This is a genomic window from Pseudoalteromonas sp. 4NS20-0020, from assembly GCF_057554385.1.
The window spans coordinates 154,431-179,263 of record NZ_BAAJMI010000004.1 but is presented as its reverse complement, the minus strand read 5'-3'; the positions used below and the strand labels follow the sequence as shown (position 1 = coordinate 179,263).

General features: G+C 40.2%; 25 protein-coding genes and 1 riboswitch. Of the genes, 16 read left to right on the top strand and 9 right to left on the bottom strand.

Annotated elements, in window-relative coordinates:
- Positions 1-196 precede the first annotated feature (196 nt).
- The gene (locus tag AC27JL_RS11420) at positions 197-481 is read right to left on the bottom strand and encodes a DUF3630 family protein (protein ID WP_008128966.1); all 285 of its coding nucleotides are present in this window, start codon (positions 479-481) and stop codon (positions 197-199) included.
- A gap of 7 nt (positions 482-488) precedes the next feature.
- Positions 489-2,312 carry a DNA helicase RecQ gene (gene recQ, locus AC27JL_RS11415; protein ID WP_487195657.1) on the bottom strand — a complete coding sequence of 608 codons (1,824 nt, stop codon included), beginning with the start codon at positions 2,310-2,312 and terminating at the stop codon, positions 489-491.
- 107 nt (positions 2,313-2,419) lie between these two features.
- Here recQ and AC27JL_RS11410 point away from each other — a divergent pair, with 107 nt between their 5' ends.
- Entirely contained in the window at positions 2,420-2,875 is a 456-nt protein-coding gene (locus AC27JL_RS11410) for a thioesterase family protein (protein ID WP_006793162.1), read from the top strand.
- Between the two features lie 51 nt (positions 2,876-2,926).
- Complete coding sequence (rarD, locus tag AC27JL_RS11405; protein WP_010556565.1) at positions 2,927-3,847, top strand: EamA family transporter RarD; 921 nt, start codon at positions 2,927-2,929, stop codon at positions 3,845-3,847.
- Between the two features lie 8 nt (positions 3,848-3,855).
- Here rarD and AC27JL_RS11400 read toward each other — a convergent pair whose 3' ends face one another.
- Together AC27JL_RS11400 and AC27JL_RS11395 are read right to left on the bottom strand one after the other, a co-directional pair.
- The gene (locus AC27JL_RS11400; protein WP_487195656.1) at positions 3,856-5,091 is read right to left on the bottom strand and encodes a GGDEF domain-containing response regulator; all 1,236 of its coding nucleotides are present in this window, start codon (positions 5,089-5,091) and stop codon (positions 3,856-3,858) included.
- An 85-nt stretch (positions 5,092-5,176) separates the two neighbouring features.
- A complete protein-coding gene (locus AC27JL_RS11395) occupies positions 5,177-5,551 on the bottom strand; it encodes a MaoP family protein (RefSeq protein ID WP_006793159.1) in 375 nt (124 codons plus the stop codon).
- A 91-nt stretch (positions 5,552-5,642) separates the two neighbouring features.
- On the opposite strand from AC27JL_RS11395, the gene AC27JL_RS11390 reads away from it, so the two are divergent.
- The 8 genes from AC27JL_RS11390 (at position 5,643) to ung (ending at position 13,276) form a co-directional block, all read left to right on the top strand.
- A complete protein-coding gene (locus tag AC27JL_RS11390) occupies positions 5,643-6,497 on the top strand; it encodes a LysR family transcriptional regulator (protein ID WP_006793158.1) in 855 nt (284 codons plus the stop codon).
- A 185-nt stretch (positions 6,498-6,682) separates the two neighbouring features.
- A complete protein-coding gene (locus AC27JL_RS11385) occupies positions 6,683-7,612 on the top strand; it encodes a porin (protein WP_006793157.1) in 930 nt (309 codons plus the stop codon).
- Between the two features lie 47 nt (positions 7,613-7,659).
- Positions 7,660-7,798, top strand: a riboswitch (cobalamin riboswitch).
- Between the two features lie 76 nt (positions 7,799-7,874).
- Complete coding sequence (locus AC27JL_RS11380) at positions 7,875-8,675, top strand: ABC transporter ATP-binding protein (RefSeq protein WP_277053625.1); 801 nt, start codon at positions 7,875-7,877, stop codon at positions 8,673-8,675.
- A 1-nt stretch (position 8,676) separates the two neighbouring features.
- A complete protein-coding gene (locus tag AC27JL_RS11375; RefSeq protein ID WP_487195655.1) occupies positions 8,677-9,681 on the top strand; it encodes a FecCD family ABC transporter permease in 1,005 nt (334 codons plus the stop codon).
- Positions 9,682-9,683: 2 nt separating this feature from the next.
- Positions 9,684-11,165, top strand: a complete 1,482-nt coding sequence (locus AC27JL_RS11370) for a cobyric acid synthase (RefSeq protein WP_487195654.1) — start codon at positions 9,684-9,686, stop codon at positions 11,163-11,165.
- Entirely contained in the window at positions 11,158-11,757 is a 600-nt protein-coding gene (cobO, locus tag AC27JL_RS11365) for a cob(I)yrinic acid a,c-diamide adenosyltransferase (RefSeq protein WP_277053622.1), read from the top strand. Before AC27JL_RS11370 ends, cobO begins: the two co-directional genes overlap by 8 nt.
- On the top strand, positions 11,757-12,614 hold the full coding sequence (locus tag AC27JL_RS11360; RefSeq protein WP_487195653.1) for a cobalamin-binding protein: 858 nt from the start codon (positions 11,757-11,759) through the stop codon (positions 12,612-12,614). The genes cobO and AC27JL_RS11360 overlap by 1 nt, the downstream gene beginning before the upstream one ends.
- A complete protein-coding gene (ung, locus tag AC27JL_RS11355) occupies positions 12,614-13,276 on the top strand; it encodes a uracil-DNA glycosylase (protein WP_487195652.1) in 663 nt (220 codons plus the stop codon). Before AC27JL_RS11360 ends, ung begins: the two co-directional genes overlap by 1 nt.
- Positions 13,277-13,344: 68 nt before the next feature.
- On the opposite strand, the gene AC27JL_RS11350 is transcribed toward ung, so the two are convergent.
- Both AC27JL_RS11350 and tal read right to left on the bottom strand, forming a co-directional pair.
- Complete coding sequence (locus AC27JL_RS11350; protein ID WP_006793150.1) at positions 13,345-13,533, bottom strand: DUF3545 family protein; 189 nt, start codon at positions 13,531-13,533, stop codon at positions 13,345-13,347.
- A gap of 301 nt (positions 13,534-13,834) precedes the next feature.
- On the bottom strand, positions 13,835-14,785 hold the full coding sequence (tal, locus tag AC27JL_RS11345; protein WP_010556559.1) for a transaldolase: 951 nt from the start codon (positions 14,783-14,785) through the stop codon (positions 13,835-13,837).
- Between the two features lie 221 nt (positions 14,786-15,006).
- Between tal and yaaA the strand changes: the two genes are divergently transcribed.
- Complete coding sequence (yaaA, locus tag AC27JL_RS11340) at positions 15,007-15,786, top strand: peroxide stress protein YaaA (RefSeq protein WP_006793148.1); 780 nt, start codon at positions 15,007-15,009, stop codon at positions 15,784-15,786.
- A 122-nt stretch (positions 15,787-15,908) separates the two neighbouring features.
- Positions 15,909-16,865, top strand: coding sequence for a mechanosensitive ion channel family protein (locus AC27JL_RS11335; RefSeq protein WP_058429727.1), 957 nt, complete (start codon positions 15,909-15,911; stop codon positions 16,863-16,865).
- 769 nt (positions 16,866-17,634) lie between these two features.
- Here the strand turns inward: AC27JL_RS11335 and AC27JL_RS11330 are convergent.
- Together AC27JL_RS11330 and srmB are read right to left on the bottom strand one after the other, a co-directional pair.
- Positions 17,635-17,955 carry a BON domain-containing protein gene (locus AC27JL_RS11330; RefSeq protein WP_006793146.1) on the bottom strand — a complete coding sequence of 107 codons (321 nt, stop codon included), beginning with the start codon at positions 17,953-17,955 and terminating at the stop codon, positions 17,635-17,637.
- 241 nt (positions 17,956-18,196) lie between these two features.
- The gene (gene srmB / locus AC27JL_RS11325) at positions 18,197-19,423 is read right to left on the bottom strand and encodes an ATP-dependent RNA helicase SrmB (protein WP_006793145.1); all 1,227 of its coding nucleotides are present in this window, start codon (positions 19,421-19,423) and stop codon (positions 18,197-18,199) included.
- 75 nt (positions 19,424-19,498) lie between these two features.
- On the opposite strand from srmB, the gene AC27JL_RS11320 reads away from it, so the two are divergent.
- The gene (locus tag AC27JL_RS11320) at positions 19,499-20,200 is read left to right on the top strand and encodes a tRNA1(Val) (adenine(37)-N6)-methyltransferase (protein ID WP_487195651.1); all 702 of its coding nucleotides are present in this window, start codon (positions 19,499-19,501) and stop codon (positions 20,198-20,200) included.
- Between the two features lie 150 nt (positions 20,201-20,350).
- Complete coding sequence (locus AC27JL_RS11315; protein WP_487195650.1) at positions 20,351-22,360, top strand: alpha-amylase; 2,010 nt, start codon at positions 20,351-20,353, stop codon at positions 22,358-22,360.
- 136 nt (positions 22,361-22,496) lie between these two features.
- On the opposite strand, the gene fldB is transcribed toward AC27JL_RS11315, so the two are convergent.
- Positions 22,497-23,018, bottom strand: coding sequence for a flavodoxin FldB (gene fldB / locus AC27JL_RS11310; protein ID WP_006793142.1), 522 nt, complete (start codon positions 23,016-23,018; stop codon positions 22,497-22,499).
- Between the two features lie 94 nt (positions 23,019-23,112).
- Here fldB and xerD point away from each other — a divergent pair, with 94 nt between their 5' ends.
- Both xerD and dsbC read left to right on the top strand, forming a co-directional pair.
- Positions 23,113-24,039 (top strand): site-specific tyrosine recombinase XerD, encoded by a 927-nt coding sequence (gene xerD / locus AC27JL_RS11305; RefSeq protein ID WP_203984941.1) that lies wholly within the window; start codon positions 23,113-23,115, stop codon positions 24,037-24,039.
- A 62-nt stretch (positions 24,040-24,101) separates the two neighbouring features.
- Positions 24,102-24,830, top strand: a complete 729-nt coding sequence (gene dsbC / locus AC27JL_RS11300; protein ID WP_006793140.1) for a bifunctional protein-disulfide isomerase/oxidoreductase DsbC — start codon at positions 24,102-24,104, stop codon at positions 24,828-24,830.
- The last annotated feature ends 3 nt before the right edge of the window (positions 24,831-24,833 follow it).

Below are 24,833 nucleotides of genomic sequence, written 5' to 3'. Positions count from 1 at the left end.
TTAACCCCTTATTTACTGCGTAGCAAACTACACCCGTAATATTAGCTTACATCATTGTTATTTAAATGTAAGTAAAAAGCATGGGGGGGAAAATAATTAATTTATTATATTAAAAACTATTTGTTAAAAAGAGCCGTTTAGGTGTTAACTATTGCCCGATTATAAAAACAGTTCATTCATCCATCGCTAAAACGGGTTAATTTAAATAAAAAGCCAACGCGGCTAATAAATGTTCTGCTTCAGGCCCTTCGCCGTTAATCCAAATACTTTGACTGTAATGCTCGTAATTTAAATTAAACGTTTGTTGGCTATAAGAAAAACGCACCTGATGCCTATCGGCTCCCGCCGAATACTCGCTAATAGCGATATCGTCTGAATGTAGGAATAATGTACTCCACAGCTCAAAGTCTTCATCGTGAGGTGGCTCTGTCGGGGTAATGATGATGCATTGGTGTGTGTGGTCGTAATCTATTTTGCTCATATTATGCTTATTGTGTGGCTAAGTAGTTGCGAATTGCTGTTAAAAAAGCACCGCCGTATTTGTTTAACTTGGTAAAACCAACGCCTGACACTTTTAAAAACTCACTGTCGTTCGTGGGCACTAGCTGCGCCATTTCGGCTAACGTTTTATCATTAAATACCACATACGGTGGCACATCGTCGGCATCGGCTAGTTCTTTGCGTAATGAACGCAAGCGAGCAAATAGTTTTTTATCATAATTAAATTGCGCTAGTTTATCTTGATATACGTGTTTTGCTTGTAAGCGAGGCTCAGCTAATTGCAGCGCGTATTCGCTCTTTAATATAGCGCGGGCGGCTTCGGTTAAGCGCAAAGAGGCGCCTTGTGTTATATCTTGGCTTAGTAATCCTTGGTGGATTAATTGGCGTAAAATACTTAGCCAAAACTCACTGCTTCTGTCTTTACCTATGCCGTAAGTGCTCAACTGATGGTGGTTGTTATCGCGAATACGACTCGTGTTGGCGCCACGTAATAGCTCTACAATGTATCCTAAACCAAATCGCTGTTCAGCTCTGTATACACACGAAAGCGCTTGTTGGGCAACAAGCGTACCGTCAAAGCTTTTTGGTGGGTTTAAGCAAATATCACAGTTACCACATTGCTCGCGTTGGTATTCACTAAAGTAGTTAAGTAGTATCTGACGGCGGCATGTTTGTGCCTCAGCAAAGCTTGCCATGGCATTAAAGCGCTGCTCTTCTACACGGCGACGTTGCTCGTCGTCAATATCTTCAAAAAAGCGTCTTACACGGCCTATATCGGCAGGATCAAAGTACATAATTGCTTCGGCGGCTAAGCCATCGCGTCCTGCTCTTCCTGTTTCTTGATAGTACGCTTCTATACTTTTGGGAATGTCGTAGTGCAAAACAAAACGTACATTGGGTTTATTAATCCCCATACCAAAAGCCACGGTTGCCACCACTATTTGAATATCGTCACGGGCAAACCCTGTTTGCACAAACTGGCGTTGTTCGTTGCTCATACCTGCATGGTAAGCGGCTGCATTAAGGCCTGCATCGGCAAGTTTTTCTGCTATGTCGTCAACACGCTTTCGGCTAGTGCAATAAATAATGCCACTTTGGTTTTTTTGTTCTTTTAAGTAGCGTAATAGTTGCACCATAGGTTTAAACTTTTCTTCTATGGTGTAACGAATGTTAGGTCTATCAAAGCTGCCAGTATGAATGTAAGGCTGCTGAAGTTTTAACTGTTCAACAATATCAAAGCGTGTGGCTTTATCGGCCGTCGCTGTAAGGGCCATCATAGGCACATGGGCAAAGCGTTGCTTAAGTTCGTTTAAGCGAAAATAATGCGGCCTAAAATCATGACCCCAATGCGACACACAATGCGCTTCATCGATCGCAAATAAGCTTATTTTTAAATGCGATAATCGCTCTAAAAAATCACGTTGTAATACTTTTTCGGGGGCTACATACAATAGTTTAATAAGCCCTTGGTGAAGTTGCTGATAAACTGACTGCTGTTCTTCGCGAGCTAGGCTGTTATTCACATAAGCCGCTTTTACACCTAAAGCTTGAAGCTGCGCAACTTGATCTTGCATAAGTGAAATAAGTGGTGAGATAACAATAGTAACCCCTTCAAGAACTAATGCCGGAATTTGATAACACACAGATTTCCCGCCACCAGTGGGTAGCAAAACAAGTGTGTCCTGAGCATTTAAAGCGGCATCAATAACGGCTTTTTGGCCATCTCGAAACTCGCTGTAACCAAACACTTGCTTGAGGACAGTCTCGGGTTTTCGCACTAAGGTGCTTGAAGGTAGTGTAGATGTATTCATTGGCGGGTATTTTAGTGTTTTTTTTATAAGATGTCTTTAGCTTTACGCTCGTAGTTTTAAACAAGGTATGTTTTACTCGATGTACCTATTGATATCAGAGAATAATAATGAATAAAGAAATGTTAATTGAACAAGTGGGGGCGCTATTCGTAAATGGTATGCCGTTTAATCAATTTTTAAATATATCGGTAGAATCACTTAGCCCAGAACAAGCTAAAATTACATTCCCGTGGCAGGATGTTTTTATAGGTAACCCAGCCCAAAAAATTCTTCATGGTGGGATTATTTCAGCGGTGCTCGATAACGTCGGTGGTATGCTCGCAGCGGCGAGTGTTATAGATAAGCTGACCGATTTAGATATGAACAGTGTACAAAAAAAATTAGCAACACTGGGCACTATTGATTTACGCACCGATTATTTGCGCCCAGGAAAAGGGGATGTGTTTACCGCCAGTGCCACGCTTATTCGTTCAGGTAATAAAGTGTGCGTGTGCCGAATGGAATTACATAATGAGCAATCTGTACAAATCGCTTTTGGCACGGGCACGTATTTAGTTGGATAAAACTTGTTTGGCGAGTAAACTGGCGACCTTTTAAATCACTAAGTGTTTACTATGCCAATTGTTACCGAGCAGCGTAAAGGCGCAATATTTGCCTGCCTTGCTTTTGTTATGTGGGGTCTTGCTCCCATTTACTTCAAGTTAATACAACATGTGACTGCATTTGAAATTTTAATGCATCGTGTTGTGTGGTCAGTCGTATTTTTAATTTTAGTGGTAAGTGTTTTAAAGTACTGGCGTAAAATTAAGCACATTATAATACAGCCCAAACTGATGCTAATGCTGGTTGTCACCTCGGGGCTACTTGGTTTTAACTGGGGATTATTTATATGGGCGATTAACAATAACCATATGCTCGATGCAAGTTTAGGCTATTACATAAATCCGCTGTTAAATGTTTTATTAGGCATGCTTTTTTTAGGTGAACGCCTCCGAAAATTTCAAGGTGTGGCTGTTGGGCTTGCGTTCTCGGGTGTGATATTACAGTTGGTGAGTTTTGGCTCGTTCCCTGTTGTTGCTTTTTCACTCGCGATATCGTTTGCACTTTATGGCCTGTTACGAAAAAAGCTTCCTGTTGAGGCGTTGCCGGGCATTTTGCTCGAGGCGTTAATATTACTACCAGTGGCGTTGGTTTATTGGTGGATGATGGCACCTTCTGCTACTTCAAGCCTGCCAAATAACGATTGGCTTACTAATTTACTTCTTATTAGTGCTGGTATTGTTACCACATTGCCGCTGCTTTGCTTTACAGGTGCCGCTAAGCGCTTGCAATATACAACCTTAGGCTTTTTCCAATATATAGGGCCTAGTTTAATGTTTATACTTGCCGTGGTGTTTTACGATGAGGTATTTGATACAGAAAGGCTTATTACCTTTGCATGTATTTGGAGTGCTCTGGCTATCTTTAGTTGGGATTCTTATCATCAATCACGTAAGCGTAAAAAAGCGGCCATTACAGCCGCCGAAGTTGCTTAACTATTTATTTAGCTAGTTACTTGGTTGCGACCAGCTTCTTTCGCTTCGTAAAGTTTTTGGTCGGCCTGTTTTAATAACGTATCCATTTGATATACAGGTCCTGTAGAAAAGCCTATTGAAATGGTCAGTTTTATCTTCTCTTTACTAAATTCTTGGCTGTTATTTTCTACAAAATACCTAAACCCTTCGAGTCGTTTAAGCGCTTCTTGCGGGGTTTCATCTGCAAAATAAACAGCAAATTCTTCGCCACCTAAACGCGCAACTAAATATTTTTTAAAGTATTTTTTAAGGCAGATAGCCAGCCCTTTTAAAACCTGGTCGCCTGCATCATGGCCATAAGTGTCGTTAATAGATTTAAAGTGATCTATATCAATCATGGCCAGTGCGCCGTTTACCTTTTTGAGACTAAGCTCTTTAAGAGAGTTATTTGCTTGCTCAAAGAAATAACGACGATTAGGGAGGTCAGTTAGGTAATCTGTGTTGGCTTGGCGTTTTATTGTCGCTATTTGTTCAAGCATGCCAACGTTTTGGCTTAGCCTGCAATAAAACTCTTCGTTATTAAACGGTTTATGCAGGTAATCGTTTGCACCATTTTTTAAAAATAAGCTTGATAGCTCAGATGAATCAGCACCAGAAATACCAATAATTGCCTTTTCATCGTTACTGTAAATTCTGCGAATTTCGCTACACAACTCATCGCCGTTCATATTGGGCATTTCGTTGTCGGTAATGATCACTGAGATATCGGGTGAGTTAGCAAGAACTTCTAGTGCTTTTTTTCCATCTTCAGCTTCAGATACTTGGTATTTGTGACGTAACAATAAGCTCACAACATAGTGGCGGGTAGATATAGAGTCATCAACAACTAGTACTTTTACATTTTCATTGCGAGGTAAACGTTTTAACTGTTTTTCAAGATATTGATAGGCCTGTTTATTTTCTTTTATTATATAGTCAATAATAGGGTACTTTTCTACCATGTTACGCGTTTTTTTATCTATATTTCCCGTCATAACAATGGTAGGAATTTCAGCGTCAACGGTGCAGGGAATCGCTTCACCCATTGGTGCGTCAGGCAAAATAAAATCAACAACCGCACAAAAATAATCGTTTTGACTAATCAATACTTTTGTTTGTGCTAACGTTTCTGCTACATCTACCTCGTAGCCTACCTTTAGCGCTATATGTTTTTGCACAAGCGCTATAGCAGGTGTATCTTCAACTATTAATATCTTTCGCTTCACGGAACACCTAAATCATATTATGCAAAAATGCTGCTTAATACATGTTGTAACCGTAAAAGCGCCAAAAAGCAAATTGGTTACGTGTTTATAAGCTGTCAGATTCTGAATAACTTTCATGATTTATTGGCGCAGGGCTCGATATTTTTGAGCGGCCAAATAAGGTATGAAACTTCGTTTTACACGTCGTAAGCTTTAGGTATTTTAGCCATGCTCGCTCAATCGGATTAGTTGGTTCTTGTGAGCCAGTTACTACGGCTACAAAATTTTCTTGGTGCTCATTTTGTGGTTCAATCGTCTTACTATATAAACCTTTTAAAACAATGCCATGTTGTTCTAGTATACTGGCTTCTAATAAGGTGAAATTTCCGCTGCGGCTAAAACCACGTGGAAAATTTTGATCATCATAAAATTGACGTTGGCTAACAAATGCTTGGCGTAGTAGTGAAATGTTAATGCTCATAGCTATATCCTCATACCCTATTAATTAGTTGGAGTATGATGCAAGTTTGGCAATTTTTTAAACAAGTTATTTTTATCGTGAGGATAAAAAAGTGGATATCGATTTATTAAAAACATTTGTTGAAGTAGTGCGCACGCGTCATTTCGGTAAAGCCGCAGAGAACCTCTATATAACGCAGTCGGCGGTCAGTTTTCGTATTCGTCAATTAGAGCAAGGGCTTGGTGTTAATTTATTTATTCGCCAGCGTAATAATATTCAATTAACAGCGCCTGGTGAACGGTTGTTGCCTCATGCGCAAATGATCATAACTGGTATGCAGCGCGCCAAAGTAGATGTAGCCCTTGCTGATAATATGCATAAACAAATTAGCTTGGCAGGGACGCCTAATATCTGGGATGCTTTTTTGCAGTTTGGTATTACTAATATTGTGTCGGCTATGCCGGGAGTCTCTTTGGTTGCTGAAGTTAAAGCCCAGCAAGAAAGCACGCGATTATTGCTTGAGCGCACGCTTGATTTAGCCATTTTATTTGATCCACCAAAAGTAGATGAGTTAGTTGTTGAGCGTATTTGTGAACTACCCATTATTCCTGTGAGTGGTTATGACACGGCAACAAACGAGAATTTTTTTGATAATCAGTACGTGTATGTTGACTGGGGGACGACATTTTCGCTTTGGCATGCACGCCAGTTTACCGGTAAAACCCCTCCTTACTTTAGAACAAGCACCGGCCGAATTGCGTTAGATTTAATACTACAATGTGGTGGCAGTGCATTTATTCCTCATGTTTTAGTAGAGCAACATTTAGAAAATGGTGAATTATTTCATGTAAAAAATGTAGAAAATACGTCAAGAGATATATTTGTAGCCTACCATAGAGATAACGAGCAAAAGGAACTAATAGAAACACTAATAAATTTACTTCCTACTATTGAGCCTAACGCTTAAACGTTGGAGGTTAAGTGGGTACACATTTGCTTGATTAGTGTTCGTGTCCTTTTGATTTCAAAAATAATGCAGTTTTATTAACTTTAAAAGTCAAAAATATTTCATTTGTAATATTTCTGTCATTTAGTGGTGACAAACTGCAGTCGTTTTAAAAATTAGTCTTTTGTGATTATCGAGGAAATAACATGAAATTTGTAAAATCGAGCTTATGTGTCGCTTTGCTAAGTGGTTTATCTTTTAATGTACTTGCAGACGTGGATGTTTACGGTAAAGCAAATGTAACTGTGCAGTCTACAGATGACGGTGAAGGGTCGTTTACTGAAATTAAAAGTAATGCATCTCGCTTTGGTCTTAAAGGTTCTGAAAAAATTACAGATGGCTTAGAAGCAGTTTATAAGTTTGAGTTTCAAGTTGATGTAACTGATGCAGACTCAAAAGGCGACGACGATAATATTTCTGCGCGTAACCAATACGTTGGTGTTAAAGGCTCATTTGGTCAGGTAGTAGTGGGTCGTAACGATACGGCGTTTAAACAAGCGCAAGGTAAACTCGATTTATTTAATGACCTTGAAGGCGATATTAAAAACGTATTCAAGGGTGAAAACCGTTTAGGTGATTCAATCACGTATACTTCTAACTCATACGAAGGTTTTAAAGTACTTGCTACTTTTATTGCTGAAGACGATGTAGATGCAGATAACGGTTATTCAATGGCTGTAACATACGGTGATTCAGCACTTAAAAAGAGTGCTATTTATGCCTCAATTGCAGCTGACAGCGAAGTAAACGGCTATGATGTAGTGCGCGCATCAATCCAAGGTAAAGTTGAAGACTTTAAACTCGGTGCTATGTACCAAACTCAAGAAAAAGTAGACGGTTCAGCTGAAGGTGACGGTTATTTATTAAATGCGGCATACAGCATGGGTAAAAATACATTTAAAGTTCAGTATCAGGCAATGGACTTTGACGATAGCGATGATAAAACAGCTATTTCAGTGGGTGTTGATCACAAGCTTAACAAAAACATCAAAGTATTTGGCTTTTACTCAAGCTTTGATATGGACAACAACGTAGACCAAGATTACTTAGGTTTAGGTATGGAATATAAGTTTTAACGACGAGTTAAAACACTCCCTTTTTAACCGCGCTGTTATTAGCGCGGTTTTTTTTGCTTTAAATTATTTACTTAGCCGCCCATAATAGAGCTTCATTTGGAATGAGGTGCAATTCCTCAACTGTTCCCGCAACTGTAATTAGCGCTATGCTTTAAGTCAGATACAAATCAATTTTTAATGAGCGGGCCTACTCATGCTAATTTTAATGTACTCCTTTTTGTTGGTTGCATTTCAAGTGGGTACTCGTGTCTAGGACAGAGTATTGCAAACTAAAGCACCATTATTAAACGTTCAAAACCTTTCGTGGGGAATAGCAAATAAACCTATTCTCAAACATATTAATGTGCAAATACCCGAAGGTAAATTTGTGGGCTTAATTGGCCCTAATGGTGCAGGTAAGTCGAGTTTACTGCGTTGTTTATATCGTTTTAATAAGCCTAATGAAGGGGTTATAGAGTTTAATAACCATGATATTTGGCAGCTTAAAAGTGATGAATATGCAAAGTGCGTTGCTGTTGTTTTACAAGAGGCGCCATCGCATTTTAATTTGTCGTTATTTGATGTTGTGGCGCTTGGCCTCACTCCTCATAAATCGTTATTTAGCTCTACATCGCAAAGCGAAAAACAACAAATCACTCTAGCTATAAAAACGGTAGGGCTTGAGCAGCACACCAATCAAAATTTTGAATCGCTCTCTGGAGGAGAAAAACAACGCGCACTCATTGCACGTGCTATTGTTCAGCAACCTCAGCTGTTAATTATGGATGAGCCCACTAGCCACCTTGATGTTAAATATCAAATACAGGTTATGGAACTGGCAAAGTCTCTTGGTGTTACAGTGTTTGCTTCGTTTCATGATCTTAATTTAGCCGCGGCTCTTTGCGATGAGCTCGTAGTCATTAAAAACGGAGAAATAACGCATACCGGTTCGCCCGCAGAAGTACTCACTGAGCACATGCTTGATGATGTGTTTGGTGTATGCGCTCAGGTTAGTAACCATCCTCAAGAATCTCAATTGGGTAAAGTTACGCCTCATATTACCTACTTTTATGGTTATAAATAATATGTTTGCCACGCATGTACGCCATTCAGTTGCACTGATTATTTGCATTACTATTGCCTTAGTAAGTTTATTTTTAGCATTGAGCTTTGGTGCTGCAGATACCTCAATACAGGATGTATTTAACAGTTTTATTTATTTAAATGATGCTTCATTCACCAGCCGTATTATTTTTGAATTAAGAATGCCCCGTACATTATTGGCGTTTTTAGCCGGTGCCGGGTTAGCTATCGCTGGGCTAATTTTACAAACCGTGACACGTAACCCACTAGCAGATCCTTACTTATTCGGTATATCGTCAGGTGCTTCGTTTGGTGTAGTTGTACTTATGGCATTTGTGGGAATTAGCGCGGGTTTTATGCTTTCGGCCGCAGCCTTGCTTGGTAGCTTATTAGCAATGAGCTTACTTATATTAATTGCCACAAGGCAGCAGGGCGGGCAAGTTGAGTCTATGTTACTTGCTGGTGTTGCACTCTCGTTTTTATTTAGTGCATTTACCAGTTTGTTGCTTTATTGGAGCGAGCCGCAAGCCGTTGCAGCTATTTTATTTTGGACCTTAGGAAGTTTTGCACGTGCGCAGTGGGCAACGCTTTGGATACCCTTTTTAGTGATTACACTGTGCACCTGCATAATGATTAGTTTTAGGCGGCAGCTTAATGCTATGTTATTAGGTGACGAAAGTGCCATAACTCTTGGTGTTAAAGTGCATCGATTTAGGGTGCTTATGCTAATTTTAAGCTCATTAATAACCGCTGTGCTGGTGGCAATGTGTGGCGGTATTGGTTTTGTTGGATTAATGGTGCCACATATTGTGCGCTTTTTTATTTCACAAGGCACCGTTGCAGGGCTATTAATAACAAGCTTAGCAGGAGGCACATTTATGGTGTGGGTCGATGTACTGTCTCGTTCTTTACTTCAAAATCAAGAGTTGCCAGTAGGGGTGATCACGGCAGCTATGGGGAGTGCGTTTTTCTTAAGTTTACTCTTTTTTAGAAAGTCTAAGGTGTAGCCATGAAAACACTCATGATACAGGGCACTACCTCGGATGCGGGAAAAAGCACCTTAGTGGCTGCACTTTGCCGAGTATTTGCAAATCAAGGCATAAAAGTCGCACCGTTTAAGCCACAAAATATGGCACTTAATAGCGCAGTGACAAACGACGGTGGCGAAATTGGTCGTGCGCAAGCCTTGCAAGCTATTGCTGCTAAGGTAGAGCCCGAAACCGACTTTAACCCGATATTACTTAAACCCAATAGCGATACAGGCGCCCAAGTTATTATTCATGGTAAAGCGATTAGCAACATGGAAGCCGGCAAGTACCACGATTATAAAAAAGTCGCCATGGACGCTGTCATTACATCACACGAGCGTTTAGCAAAACGGTTTGATCTTTTATTGGTGGAAGGTGCGGGAAGCCCCGCTGAAATAAACCTGCGTGAAAACGACATAGCTAACATGGGCTACGCTGAAAAAGTAGACTGCCCAGTGATTATTATTGCTGATATAGATAAAGGCGGTGTATTTGCTCATTTAGTGGGGACATTGGCATTACTTAGCGGAACTGAGCAAGCACGTGTAAAGGGTTTTGTAATTAACCGTTTTAGAGGTGATATAAGTTTGCTTCAAGGAGGGCTTGACTGGTTAGAGCAATACACGGGTAAGCCTGTTTTAGGAGTACTGCCATACCTTCACGATTTAACTCTCGACGCGGAAGATGCTGTTGCAATAAACAATAACGTTACCCATGCAACTATCAATATTGCAATATTATTAGTGCCGCATATTAGTAACCATACCGATTTTGACGCACTGCGTTTACACCCAAATATTAATGTTAACTATATACGCCATACGCAGGTCATTCCTGATGTTGATCTTATTATATTGCCTGGTAGTAAAAACGTACTTGGCGATTTAACCTTTTTGATAAACGAAGGGTGGGATAATCAGATAAAACGCCACTTACGCTATGGTGGAAAAGTACTTGGAATTTGTGGGGGAATGCAAATGCTGGGTAACATAATTTACGACCCCGAGGGTGTTGAGTCGTCATTAAAAAGGGTAAGTGGGTTGGCATTATGTGATTTTGAAACCACACTCACATCGCAAAAAGTATTAAGTAAAGTGACGGCCACTTTAAAGCTAAATAATCGACAAACTTTATGTAGTGGTTATGAAATCCATGCAGGTATAAGTAAAGGCAATGCATTAAAGACTCCTTTAATTACTTTTAGTCAGCATCCAAATGGGTTTAAAACAGATGGTTTTATAAGTGACGATAACGCAATTTCGGGCACTTATTTACACGGTTTATTTGATGAGCCCAACGCCACAATGGAAATTTTAAAATGGGTAAAGCCAGATTTAAATATTGATCCAATAAGTATTGATACACACCGCGAACAGCAGTTAGCGCGTTTAGCAACCATGTGCGAAACACATTTAGATATAGCGCAAATTACCTCGATTTATAAAGGGCATAATAATGACTGAACAAACAAACGACAAACACAAACAGCGCCAGCAAAAAGTAAAAGAACACGTAGATGCCCGTGTTGAAGCCGCGCAAGAGGTTAAAGGTATTTTTCAGGTTATTACTGGCAATGGTAAAGGTAAATCGACTTCTGGTTTTGGCGTGGTAGCACGCTGTGTTGGCCACGGTCAAAAAGCCGCTGTGTGTCAATTCATAAAAGGGACATGGGAGTGTGGTGAGCGTAATTTATTACAAGGCGCAGGCGTTGAATTTGCTGTAATGAATACTGGCTTTACATGGGATACACAAAATAAAGAGGCCGATACCTTAGCAGCACAAGCAACATGGCAAGAGGCAAAGCGCATGCTTGCCGACAGCAGTATTAACTTAGTGTTACTTGATGAGCTAACCTACATGGTGACTTATGGTTATGTCGACTTAGACGAAGTACTAAGCGCACTTAATAATCGCCCAGCTATGCAGTCGGTTATTATCACAGGACGCGCAGCGCACAGAGCATTGACTGACCTTGCCGATACTGTGAGCGAAGTACGTAATGTAAAACACGCATTCGACTCAGGTGTAAAAGCGTTAGAAGGGTTTGACTACTAGTGTTTAAATTGCTTTTTATAGGTTTCATGCTGCTTAGTTTACACGGCAATGCTGTGGCGAACTCAGCGCCTGAAATTAAAAAACTACGTATAGTTGCGCTTGCCCCACACATAGTTGAAAACCTATTTGCCATTGGTGCAGGTGACAATATTGTGGGCACCGTTGACTATGCCGACTACCCATATGAAGCAAAAAATATAGCTCGCATTGGCGGCTACTATGGTATTTCTCTTGAGAAATTATTAGCCTTAAAACCTGATTTAGTGATTGCTTGGAAAAGCGGAAATCAGCAGGAAGATATCGCACAAATAGAGCGCTTGGGTATTCAAGTTCATTTAAGTAACCCTACAACCATAGAAGGCGTGCAAACCGAGCTACTAACACTTGGTAAACTAACAGGGTACGAAAAGCAAAGCCAACAGGTTGCTAAAGCTTTTAAGCAAAAGTTAGCCGCTATTATTAAAAAGCAGCAAGGGAAGTTGCCTATATCTGGTTTTTATCAGTTATGGGCTGAGCCTATGATGACTATCAGTGAAAGTACATGGATTGGCCAACTAGTAAATACCTGTCACGTAAATAATGTGTTTGCTAATAGCACGACCCCGTATCCACAAATCAGCATTGAAAATGTCATTGTTACTAAGCCTCAAATTATTATTATTCCTGACGAAAAATCTAACACCCCGCAGCCTAATGTTAATTGGCAGGCATGGCCAGAAGTGCCTGCGGTTACAAATAACCAGTTTATTCGCGTTAATGCCGATTTACTTCACCGTTTTACACCGCGTATGTTAGATGGGCTTGCTGATATGTGTGATAAAATAGACGCGTCACGAAAAATAATAAAGAGTATGTAATGAGCGACTGGGATACATTTTTACAAAACGAGCTACAGCACCCTTATATGCAGCAAACTTTAAATGCAGTTGAAAACCGCCGAGCGGAAGGTATTGCTGTTTACCCTCCCGAGCCATACGTATTTAATGCATTTAATGCCACGCCGCTAAACAATATTAGGGTGGTAATTTTAGGGCAAGACCCTTACCACGGCGAAGGGCAAGCTCATGGGCTGTGTTTTTCTGTTATGCCCGAGGTAAAAAAATTGCCACCCTCGCTTAAAAATATGTACAAAGAGCTAGCTACAGATATTGATGGCTTTGTTATTCCTGAGCATGGTTACTTACAAAGCTGGGCAGAACAAGGCGTGTTTTTACTAAATACTGTTTTAACGGTAGAGCAAGGGCAGGCCCATTCCCATAAACATTTAGGTTGGGAGCAATTTACCGATAATGTTATTGCTCATATTAACGCGAACTGTGATGGGGTTGTGTTTATTTTGTGGGGAGCGCATGCGCAAAAAAAAGGTAAAAGTATAAACAGTGCACGTCATCATATTTTAAAAGGGCCGCATCCGTCGCCGCTGTCGGCTCACCGAGGCTTTTTTGGTTGTAAGCACTTTTCGAAAACTAACGAGCTGCTGTTAGCACAAGGTAAAAAACCTATAAATTGGCAGGTTTAGCTTAATAAGCTTAGCATTAAAAAAGCCCTCATAAATGAGGGCTTTTGTGTAATTGGTGGGTATAGAAATTAAAAATCTAGCTCATCAATTGCAATTGTGTCTGCAAAGTAATCAAATTCCTCTAATTCTTTACGTAGACGTTGTTTATCTTTTATTGCTTCTATTTCGCGCCATTTTCTTTTTTTGTTCTTCTGAGAGGTTTTTCTTTTTTCATCAGGACCTTCTAGTATCTCTAATATATCGTTTAGGCTATCCATGAACTTCTCCTATTGATTTTATTGACCTCAAGAGTACCTATACCACAGGCCCAGCTAAAATAGAATAAAAAAGTGACAGAGATGTTACAAAGTTGTGATGTTTCAATGAAGGTTTATACAAGTAAAGTATTGCTTTTAAATAAAAAAACACGTTGTATAAAATTTACAAAGAAATTCAAGTCGATGAGAGTTATTTTGTTTACAGCTAAAATGTATGAGGGAGGTCGGGTTATTAGTCCGCACTTTACAGGCATAAAAAAACGCCGCAATTGCGGCGTTTTTTAAAGTACGTTCAAACCAATTACATTGCTTTAAAACGTGCTTCTAGCTGTTCTTGTGCATCAGCAAAAGAGCGAATACCTTCAGCTAGCTTTTCAGTTGCCATTGCATCTTGGTTATGTAACCAACGGAACTGAGCTTCTGTAAGCGGCTCAGGTTTTGGCTCTTTAGGAATATCACTTTCTAGTAAATATTCTTGTGCGCCTTCAAGGTTACCTAAGTCTTCTAAAAGGTTAGGGCTAATAGTTAGCTTGTCACAACCTGTTAGGGCAATGATTTCGCCCGTATTACGGAAACTTGCGCCCATCACTACTGTTTTGTAGTCATGACGTTTGTAAAATTCAAAAATGCTGCGTACTGATTGAACACCTGGATCTTGTAATGGATCCGTTGGTTTTTCCATGCCGTTAGCAACGTGCCAATCTAAAATACGACCAACAAATGGCGAGATTAGAAATACATTTGCATCAGCACATGCACGGGCTTGGGCGTCGCTAAATAATAAAGTAAGGTTACATTTAGTCCCTTCTTTTTCTAACTGCTCAGCGGCTTTAATACCTTCCCACGTAGACGCAACTTTAATTAAAATTTTGTCTTTGCTTACACCTTCTTTTTCGTAAAGGCTAAGTAATGTGTGTGCTTTATCAATAGTAGCTTGAGTATCAAACGATAAACGTGCATCTACTTCGGTAGAAATATAACCCGGTACAATCTCACTAATTTCTTTACCAAGTAGAACAGCAAAGTAGTCACATGCAAGTTCTAGTTGTTTAGCTGGAGCTTGCTCGGTTTCTTTTGCATAGCTCCAAGCTTTATCTAGGTAAGGCTTATAAGCTTCAATCTCGCTCGCTTTTAATAAAAGCGACGGGTTTGTGGTTGCATCTTCTGGTTGATGCTTTTTGATCGCTTCAATATCGCCAGTGTCGGCTACGATAGATGAATGTTGTTTTAGCCTTTGTAGAGCTGAAGTCATTTGCTTTCCTCATTCCAAGCAAGTTAAAAGAAAAATCGACCCTTAATATATACCATCCATACTGCAACAGTGTGACAATGCTTGATAGGTCTTATGTCCTTATCAATTAAAAAACGGCAATGTATGAATTTTTAAGGAAGGATTTATATAAACAAAACGTGCTTTTCGTTTCATTTAATGTTGAAATTGACATTAAATAATTTACAAGTCAATAGCTAACTATGATCACTGTTATTTCACCTGCAAAAAATCTTGATTACGACACGCCACCGGCAACCGATAAGTTCACTCAGCCTGAATTACTCGAGCACAGCGAGGAACTCATGAAAGTATGCCGTGAACTAACACCTGCGCAAATTGGCAGTTTAATGAAAATTAGCGATAAGCTTTCTGGCCTTAACGCTGCTCGCTTTAGCGAATGGTCGCAACCCTTTACCATTAATAATGCCAAACAAGCCGCGCTTGCTTTTAATGGTGATGTATACGGTGGGTTAGAGGCGAGTACTTTAACTGCAAGCGACCTTGATTACGCGCAAAGTCATTTGCGTATATTATCTGGATTATATGGCCTGTTAAAACCGCTTGATTTAATGCAAGCGTACCGACTAGAAATGGGCACTAAGCTTGAAAACTCTCGTGGTAAAAACCTGTATGAGTTTTGGGGCAGTATTATTGCTGATAAGCTAAATGAAGTAACAAAAGCACAAGATGCACAATATCTCGTTAACCTAGCTTCAAATGAATACTTCAAAGCGGTAGATAAAAAAGCGCTCAACGCGCAAATTATTACGCCGCACTTTAAAGACTGCAAAAATGGTCAATACAAGGTAATTAGCTTTTATGCTAAAAAAGCGCGCGGCATGATGGCGCGTTACATTATAGAAAACCAAGTAACGCAACTAAGTCAGCTAAAAGAGTTTACCGTAGCGGGTTACTATTTTAGCGCTGAGGCAACAACGAAAGAGTTAGAGCCGGTATTTATGCGCGACGAGCAAAACTAACGCGTTTAATTAAAGCTAAACACATACCCAAAAAGCCATGCATTGCATGGCTTTTTATATGCTGGCGCTAAACTTGCAAACATGAGTTAAGTATTCACATTATTTACTCATAGGTGCAAAAAATGATCAGCATACCCTCGATAACAGAAGCCGAAAAACTAATCGAAGAAAAACTCGGCGGTTGGTTTGATGTTGTTATAAGTCACATTCCTAATTTTATAGTGGCGGTTATTATTGCCATTATATTTTCAATGCTAGCGCGCTTTGCTGGCAACCTTATGAAAAACATATTGCGCCGTTCACTCGACTCTCAACAAATAGCCGATTTAATGGCTTCAATATTTAAGGTTATTGTGCTGTGTGTTGGGGTATTTATAGCGCTGGATTTTGTGGGTTTGAAAGGTACGGTTACCTCTTTATTAGCCGGTGCGGGTATTGTTGGTTTAGCCATAGGTTTTGCGTTTCAAGATATGACCGAAAACTTGATTGCGGGCATAGCAATGGGTATACGCAAGCCCTTTAAAACAGGAGATGTAATAGAAACCGACGACGTGTTTGGTTCAGTGCACTCAATAAACCTGCGTAACACGCTAATAGAGAGCTTTTACGGGCAATTAATTTTAGTACCAAACAAGGTATTATTCAGAAATGTGTTAAAAAATTACACCACACTTGGAGTTAGACGCATAGAGGTACCGGTAGGTATTTCGTATGGTGACGACATTGAAAAAGCGAAAGAAGTTATTGTAGATAAGATTAACAATTTGGACTTTGTCATTCGTAAAAACGAAACCGATGTTTATGCTGAAGGCTTTGGCGACAGTAGCATTAATTTATTGGTGTGGTTTTGGATTAAATACCCAGGTGAACCAGACTTTATGACAGTGCGCCATAAAGGTGTAGTTGCCGTTAAACAAGCGTTGGATGAAGCTGATATTAGTATTCCATTCCCTATTCGCACGCTCGATTTTGGTATTAAAGGCGGTGAAAAACTCGATGCCATGATCAGCGATAAAATTAACCAGCAATCATCAAATAAAGGCAACGCTGGTGGAGCTGATTCAGGCCAAAACGAATAAATGAGCCATTAATACCAGTGGGAATTATTTACTCACTCGCAACGCAATTTTACATTTAAATACGCGTTGTGGGCTTAAATAAAAATGACTTATGAGTCACAACGACTAAATGCAGCTTTATAAAGCTGCATTTTTTTATGGCTATTTAAGTGTTTGAGAAGGTGAGAGCAACGTTAATTGATTATTGATTAAGGCCTATTTACCTTTTGGGGTGAAATTGAAAGCGGGCTATGTGATATATCGATAAGGCTAAGCCTATTGTGTAGTTACTTCCCGAAACCGACGATAACGCAACATAAATATAAAACATGCAGTAACTTTTGTGTTCCTCTCATAGGTTGCTTCTCCTTGTTGCCTAAATAATAGTTAATAAGGAGCAAGTAGGGCGTATAAGCTGTATACGACTTTAAGTTATACCTACATAGGCGAAGTCATTAAAATAATGCAGGAGTAGGTACTTAGCTTACTGGGTCACAAATCGCGCACCGTAATTATGTTGCTCCTTGATAGAACACGCTTTAATAATGTCAGTTAAACAGGCCTAGGCTTAATATAAATTTATTATTTAAAGAGCGGATTATTTTGGCAAATATTAGGTTGTAATGTATGCAATTTACAATTGGTATTAGGCGGTAAGTAAGAGGTAATTAAAGCGAGTTTTTTATTGTAGTTAATGTGAGTTGCAAGTAAATACTGGCACAAAAAAGGCGCAGCATGTGTTGGAGTAACATGCTGCGCCTAGGATCAATTGAGTTAATAAAAATGCGATTTAAATAACACTAATTTTGTTACGGATGATTTTAACCCCATCCATATTTTCTAAAAACTTTTGAGCAAGCGCACGTTCAAAACCGGTTTGCGCTTGACCATGTAATACTACCTCGCCATCTTTAACCTGTACGCGAATATTGCTTAATGCAAAGTTGGGGTTAGTACGAAGCGTGCTTGTAATGGTTTGCTGAAGGTTAGGTTGAGTTGCTACGCTGCTGACTACGGCTAGGTGTGTTGCTGCACTCACTTTGGTAGCGCAGGCTAACAAAAATAAACAACAAAACGAAACTAACGCGATAGTTAACTTTAAGCGGTTCATAACTCAATCCTTTTTATATCAATTAAAAATTTAACCAAACCATTAAATACTCTGGCTATTCTGTGTGTACCATTACAAGTTCAGTGCCATTTTTAATTTGTTGAAATATAAGGTTATTTTATTAAGTGAGAATTCAGGTGGGCAATAATTACATTTAAATGGGTAGGTGTTACATGCACCGGTTACATATGTTACACGCATTAAAAAGCCGGCATACGCCGGCTTTGGTAAATATGCTAAGTTACTTTTTCTTTTTAACTTTCGCTTTTTTCTTTGCTTTCATTTTTACTGGATCTTTGCGCTTTTTAACCGGTGGCTTAGCCTCTTTATGCTGAGGCTCTATGCCTTTAATTACACGGCGTTTAAGCTTTTGTTCAATGTAGCGTTCTACTTTGTACAAAATACCGATATCATGCGCTTCAACTAATGAAATAGCGATGCCTTTTTTACCTGCGCGACCAGTACGGCCAATACGGTGAACATATACGTCGGCGGTACGTGGCATATCAAAGTTAATAACGTGGCTAATGTCAGATACGTCAATACCCCGAGCAGCTACATCTGTTGCAATTAATATTTTAGTGCGGCCACTATGAAAGTTTTCCATTGCTTTCATGCGCTTGTCTTGTGGCATTTCACCTCGCAGCCAAGCGGCTTTTACACCGTTATTAGTTAATTCACCAATGAGAGTTTCTAAACGTTCACGGGTTTTAACAAATACAATGGCTTTACTCACGTCTGGGCCGTTGAGGGTGTTGACTAAAAGCTCGAGTTTATGGTGGTAATCATCAGCAAGATGAACCCACTGGTGAATTTTAGCTTTTTCTTTACGAGACGACTCAGCTTCTAACAAAGCCGGATCGTTTAATGTGGTTTCTGCAAATCGCTCTACGCTGTCACCCTCAAGGGTTGCTGAGAATAAAAAACACTGACGGCGGTTTTTAGCTTCATCACAAATACGGCTCATTTCTTTTTTGAAACCCATGTCTAGCATGCGGTCGGCTTCATCAATTATAAGCATTTCGACATGTTCAGCATGAAAGTTTTCAGTTTCAAGGTATTCCATTAATCGCCCTGGTGTAGCAATTAACACGTCGTTATTTTTTTCAAAAATTTCTTTATGCGTTCCGTAGTTAATACCGCCGGTCACGACACCTATTTTTAGGTGTGTACGTTTGGCGAGTAACTCACATTGCTCATGAATTTGATAAGCCAGCTCACGTGTTGGCGTCATTATTAATACGCGGGCAAAACCAGGTTCACGGCGCGGAAAATCCAATAAGTATTGAATCGCAGGAATTAAAAATGCCGCTGTTTTACCTGTGCCAGTTGGCGCAGACGCTAAAATATCACGTCCCTGAAGAGCTTCAGGAATAGCTTGTTGTTGAATACTGGTTGGCTTCTCGTAGCCCATTTTATCAATGGCATCGAGTAATTTGGTATCAAGATCAAATTCAGAAAATTGCATAGAGTGTCTAAAATAGTGGACAATTACCTTGATTATACGCGCTATGCTGCGCTTGGTGAATGAAAAGGTGAAAAAATGTCTGGTTTTGCATTTAAACAATTTAAGGTTGAACACGACCTCTGCGCAATGAAGGTTTCAACCGACGGCATTTTGCTTGGTGCGTGGGCAAACTTAGCTGGTGCAAACTCGTTACTAGACATTGGTACAGGCACGGGGTTATTGGCGTTAATGTGTAAACAGCGCAGGCCAGCATTGAGTATTACTGCGGTTGAAATAGATGAAAACGCATACAATCAAGCATTACAAAACGTAGCAAATAGTCCGTGGCCCAATATAGCTATTAAGCATCAAACTATTCAAAGCTTTAATAGTGACGCTCCCTTTGATGTCATCATTTCTAATCCGCCTTACTTTAATCACAGTTTAAAAGGCAATAATGCCGCCCGAAACACTGCGCGTCACACCGATGGTTTGAGCTTTGAGGAGCTAATTAACGCGTTTAAGCAGATTAGCCATTCACAGTCACGGTTTAGTTTAATACTGCCAAACACTGAGGCTTTAGTATTTATTGAGCTTGCTACTCAAAAAGGGCTTTATTTAAATGCACATTGCCAAGTAAAAGCGACACCTAGCAAACCCATAAGCCGCAGTTTAATGACGTTTAGTTATCTAGAATCACAAACCGACAATTCAACGCTATGCATTAGAGAGTTAAACAATAATTACACTACTGATTACATTACTTTGTGTAAGGCATTTTATTTAAAGATGGCGTAATTGTGAGGGTATTATCTAATAATAAAGGATAGTTTACCCATAATGCATACGTATTCAGTTGTTATTTAATCAATCTCAAGACTAGTGTTAACCACTTGTAAATAAAGTTGGGCATGTTGTTTAGCCCGCCAACATTTGGAAACACACACTATGAAGCTGAATAAAATGGTCACCACCGCCGGTTTAAGCCTAGGTTTGCTTTTGCCTAATCTTGCAGCTGCTGCACCCACTACGTTTGTTCATTTATTTGAATGGAGTTGGCCCGATGTTGCACAAGAATGCGAGCAGTTTTTAGGGCCAAAAGGGTATGCTGCTGTACAAGTGTCTCCGCCTAACGAGCATATTACAGGCAACCAATGGTGGACTCGCTATCAACCTGTGAGCTACCAACTGCAAAGCCGAGGCGGTAACCGAACGCAGTTTGTAGATATGGTTAACCGTTGTAAAAGTGCAGGGGTCGATATTTATGTAGATACCTTAATTAATCACATGGCGGCTGGCAGTGGTAATGGCGTTGCGGGTAGCACGTTTGGTAATAAACAATACCCAATTTATAGCCCACAAGACTTTCATGAAAGCTGTAGTATAAATCCAGATGATTACGGTAATAATCGTTACCGCGTTCAAAACTGCGAGTTAGTAGGACTTGCTGATTTGAATACGTCTTCAAATTACGTGCAAAATACTCTCGCTGCTTATATTAACGACCTTCAGGCTATTGGAGTAAAAGGTTTTAGATTTGATGCGGCTAAACACGTAGCAGCTAGCGATATTCAAAGCCTTATGGCTAAAATAAATAGCTCGCCGTTAGTGTTTCATGAAGTGATTGATCAGGGAACAGAAGCCGTTGATGCCTCTGAGTATTTAAGTACAGGGCTAGTTACCGAGTTTAAATACAGTACACAACTCGGTAATACATTTAGAAACGGCTCGCTTGCATGGTTAAGTAATTTTGGTGAAGGGTGGGGCTTTATGCCAAGCTCGTCAGCGGTCGTATTTGTAGATAATCATGATAATCAGCGGGGGCATGGTGGTGCGGGTAACGTAATTACCTTTGAAGATGGCCGCTTATACGACCTAGCTAACGTATTTATGTTGGCGTATCCGTATGGCTATCCAAAAGTAATGTCGAGTTACGATTTCCATGGTGATACCGATGCGGGCGGGCCGAGTGTTCCCGTTCATAACAGTGGTAATTTAGAATGTTTTGCAAGCAATTGGAAATGTGAGCATCGTTGGTCATACATAGCGGGTGGCGTCGATTTTAGAAATAACACCGCCGACAACTGGGCTGTGACAAATTGGTGGGATAACACTAATAATCAGATTTCATTTGGCCGCGGTAGCTCAGGTCATATGGCCATTAACAAAGAAGACGCAACGCTCAATGCCACTGTGCAAACAGACATGGCGCCTGGCCAATATTGTAATGTATTAAAAGGTGAATTATCGGGCGATGCTAAAAGTTGTAGCGGTGAGGTTATTACAGTTAATAGTAACGGCACTATTGATCTAAATGTGGCACCTTGGGATGCGATGGCAATTCATAAAAACGCTAAGTTATCACAAGGTTCGACTCCAAATCCGAGTGGTGATTGGCAGCGTACCGTCATTTTTATTAACGCACAAACTCAAAGTGGGCAAGACATGTTTGTACGCGGCGGAATAGATCATACCTATGCAAATACAAATTTAGGTCGAAACTGTAAAACAACCAATGTTGAGTGTGCGATGCCTATTCGTCATAACAATTTAAAAAATGCCACTACAAGCCCATGGAAAGTAAACGATAACTATCTAGATTGGTACGGTATTGAAAGCGGGCAAAGCGCCCAAGCAGAAGGTACTGCAGCCGACTGGACTACAAACGTGTGGCCAAGTACATATGGTGCCCAAAAAACAGTAACTAACGACGGCTTTGGCGTTACGCCGCTGAATATTTGGGGCGAACACTATTGGATGCTAGATGTAGACATGGATTGCAGCAAAGCAGTAAATGGGTGGTTTGAAGTAAAAGCATTTGTTAAAAATGGCCAAGGCTGGGAAAGCGATATAAACCAAGCCAATACACCCTTTGCCAGCACTAACCATGTGGCACAATGTGGAAAAATAAATATGTTTGAATTTAATAGCTCAAATGTAGATATTCGTAACTTTTAAACCTATTCGTTAAATTTAGCGATTTGCATTATTACTAAAGCCAAACACCTAAGCGTGTTTGGCTTTTTACCATAAACAATATTGGTAATGTGTTAAATCGCTGTTATATAGCGTGGCAAGTATTACGCTTAAGCAGTTAAAGCGTTTCGCCGTACTCGGTCATTACTTGCTCAACCCAGCTGGCTATGCGCTCATCGCTCAGCTCGTACTGGCTGTCTTCGTCAAGGGCGAGCCCTACAAACTGTTTGCCATCTGGGGTGAGTGCCTTTGAGGCTTCAAACTCGTAGCTGCTGTCGTTCGGCCAAAAGCCAAGTTGTGTAAATGTTTGTGTGTTTATTTCGTCGTGCAGCATACCTAGAGCGTCTTGAAACCACTGTCCGTAACCTTGTTGGTCGCCCATGCCAAATAAAGCAATGGTTTTACCATTTAGGTTTACGTCTTTTATGTCGTCCCATTTAGACTCCCAGTCTTCTTGTATTTCGCCAAAGTCCCATGTTGAAATACCAAAGATGATAAAGTCGTACTGCTCTGCATTTTTTAGTGGTTCGTCTTTAATATTGTGAAGGCTAACTATATCGTCACCAATAAGGTCACGTATTTTTTCTGCTGCCATTTCGGTGTAGCACGTAGTAGAGCCAAAAAATAAACCAATTTGCATCGTATTTATCACTGTGTAATTGCCTGATATGATAGGCTCAAGTTTACCGTAAGGTATTTTTAATTGATACCTTAGTAAAGCATGAGAGCATAATGTGACAACGCTATCTGACGATTTTTCAGAAAATAAAAGCAGTATGAGCACCAATAGCGACTACCTAGAAACCTTTTTAGATAGCCTTTATTTAGAGCAAGGTGTAAGCGAAAACACATTAAGTGCTTACCGTAGCGATTTAGATAAGTTTTGCCAGTTTTTAAAAGGCGAAAACTTAATGGCGGTAACAGGGCATGACATTGAAAGCTACTTAGCGCATCGGGTTGATTTAGGCCTAAAGCCGCGCAGTACAGCGAGAAGTATCAGTGCGCTAAAACGGTTTTATCAGTACTTTGTGCGTGAAAAAATGATTACCGACACACCAATGCTAAATATTGCCCAACCCAAAGCGGGGCAATCGTTACCTAAAACACTTTCTGAAACTGAAGTAGAAGCGCTTCTTAACGCCCCCAATACTGAAGAACCTATGGGGTTACGAGATAAAGCCATGCTAGAGTTACTTTACGCCACAGGCCTGCGTGTCAGTGAATTGGTTGGGCTACGTATGGAGCAAATTAACTTACGCCAAGCGGTTGTGTTTGTAAAAGGTAAAGGCAACAAAGAACGTTTAGTGCCGCTGGGCGAAGAAGCCATGCATTGGCTTGAGCTTTTTTTAAAAGTGGGCCGCGCACAAATGATCAAACACGCCACCGACTTTGTATTCCCGTCAAAACGTGGTGTAGGCATGACTCGACAAACCTTTTGGCATAGAATCAAACACTATGCTATTTTGGCATCGGTTGAATCGCCATTATCACCCCATACATTGCGCCATGCATTTGCTACGCATTTATTAAATCATGGGGCCGATTTACGTGTTGTGCAAATGATGCTGGGACACAGCGACCTATCAACAACGCAAATTTATACTCATGTTGCTAATGAACGGTTAAAATCGGTACACGCGCAGCATCATCCGCGCGCTTAATTTGAAATTAAATAGTATTAAGCCGGTCAATATATTAAGTATTTTTAGGATAGAGAGAAGTTATGAAAAAATTAATGTTAGCAGGTGCCATGTTGTGCACAAGTATGAGTGCATTGGCAAATGACGTTGCAGTAACGCCAAATGCTAATGATCCTATTGTTACTAAGTTTGCGGCACTTGGCGTTACGGTTAAGCAAATAAATCCAAGCCCAGTAGCTGGTTTAAAAGAGCTAATTACAAATAAAGGCGTGTTATACGCAAGCCCAGACGGCCAGTTTTTAATGCAAGGCACGTTAATCGATTTAGACAACCGTAATAACCTAACAGAACAAGCTTTAAATAGCGTACGTGCTGAAGGTATTACAGAATACGAAGAGTCGATGATTGTGTACAAAGCACCAAACGAAAAACACAGCATCACTGTATTTACCGATATTAGCTGTGGTTATTGTCGTAAATTACACCGTGAGCTAAACGATTTACTTGATGCGGGTATTACCGTTAAGTACTTAGCGTTTCCGCGTGGTGGCCTACAAGGTTCAGGCTATGCAGATTTAATGAATGTATGGTGTGCAAAAGATCAACAAGAGGCGTTAACAGAAGCTAAAGCTGGTGAGAGTACCACGGCAGTTGCAGGTTGTAGTGCACCCATTGCTGAACACTACCAGCTAGGCCAAAGCTTTGGTATTAGTGGCACGCCAGCCATTATTTTAGACGATGGCACAATGATCCCAGGTTACCAACCTGCTGCTGCATTAAAAGCAGCGTTAGATGCTAATAAAGCATCTTAATAA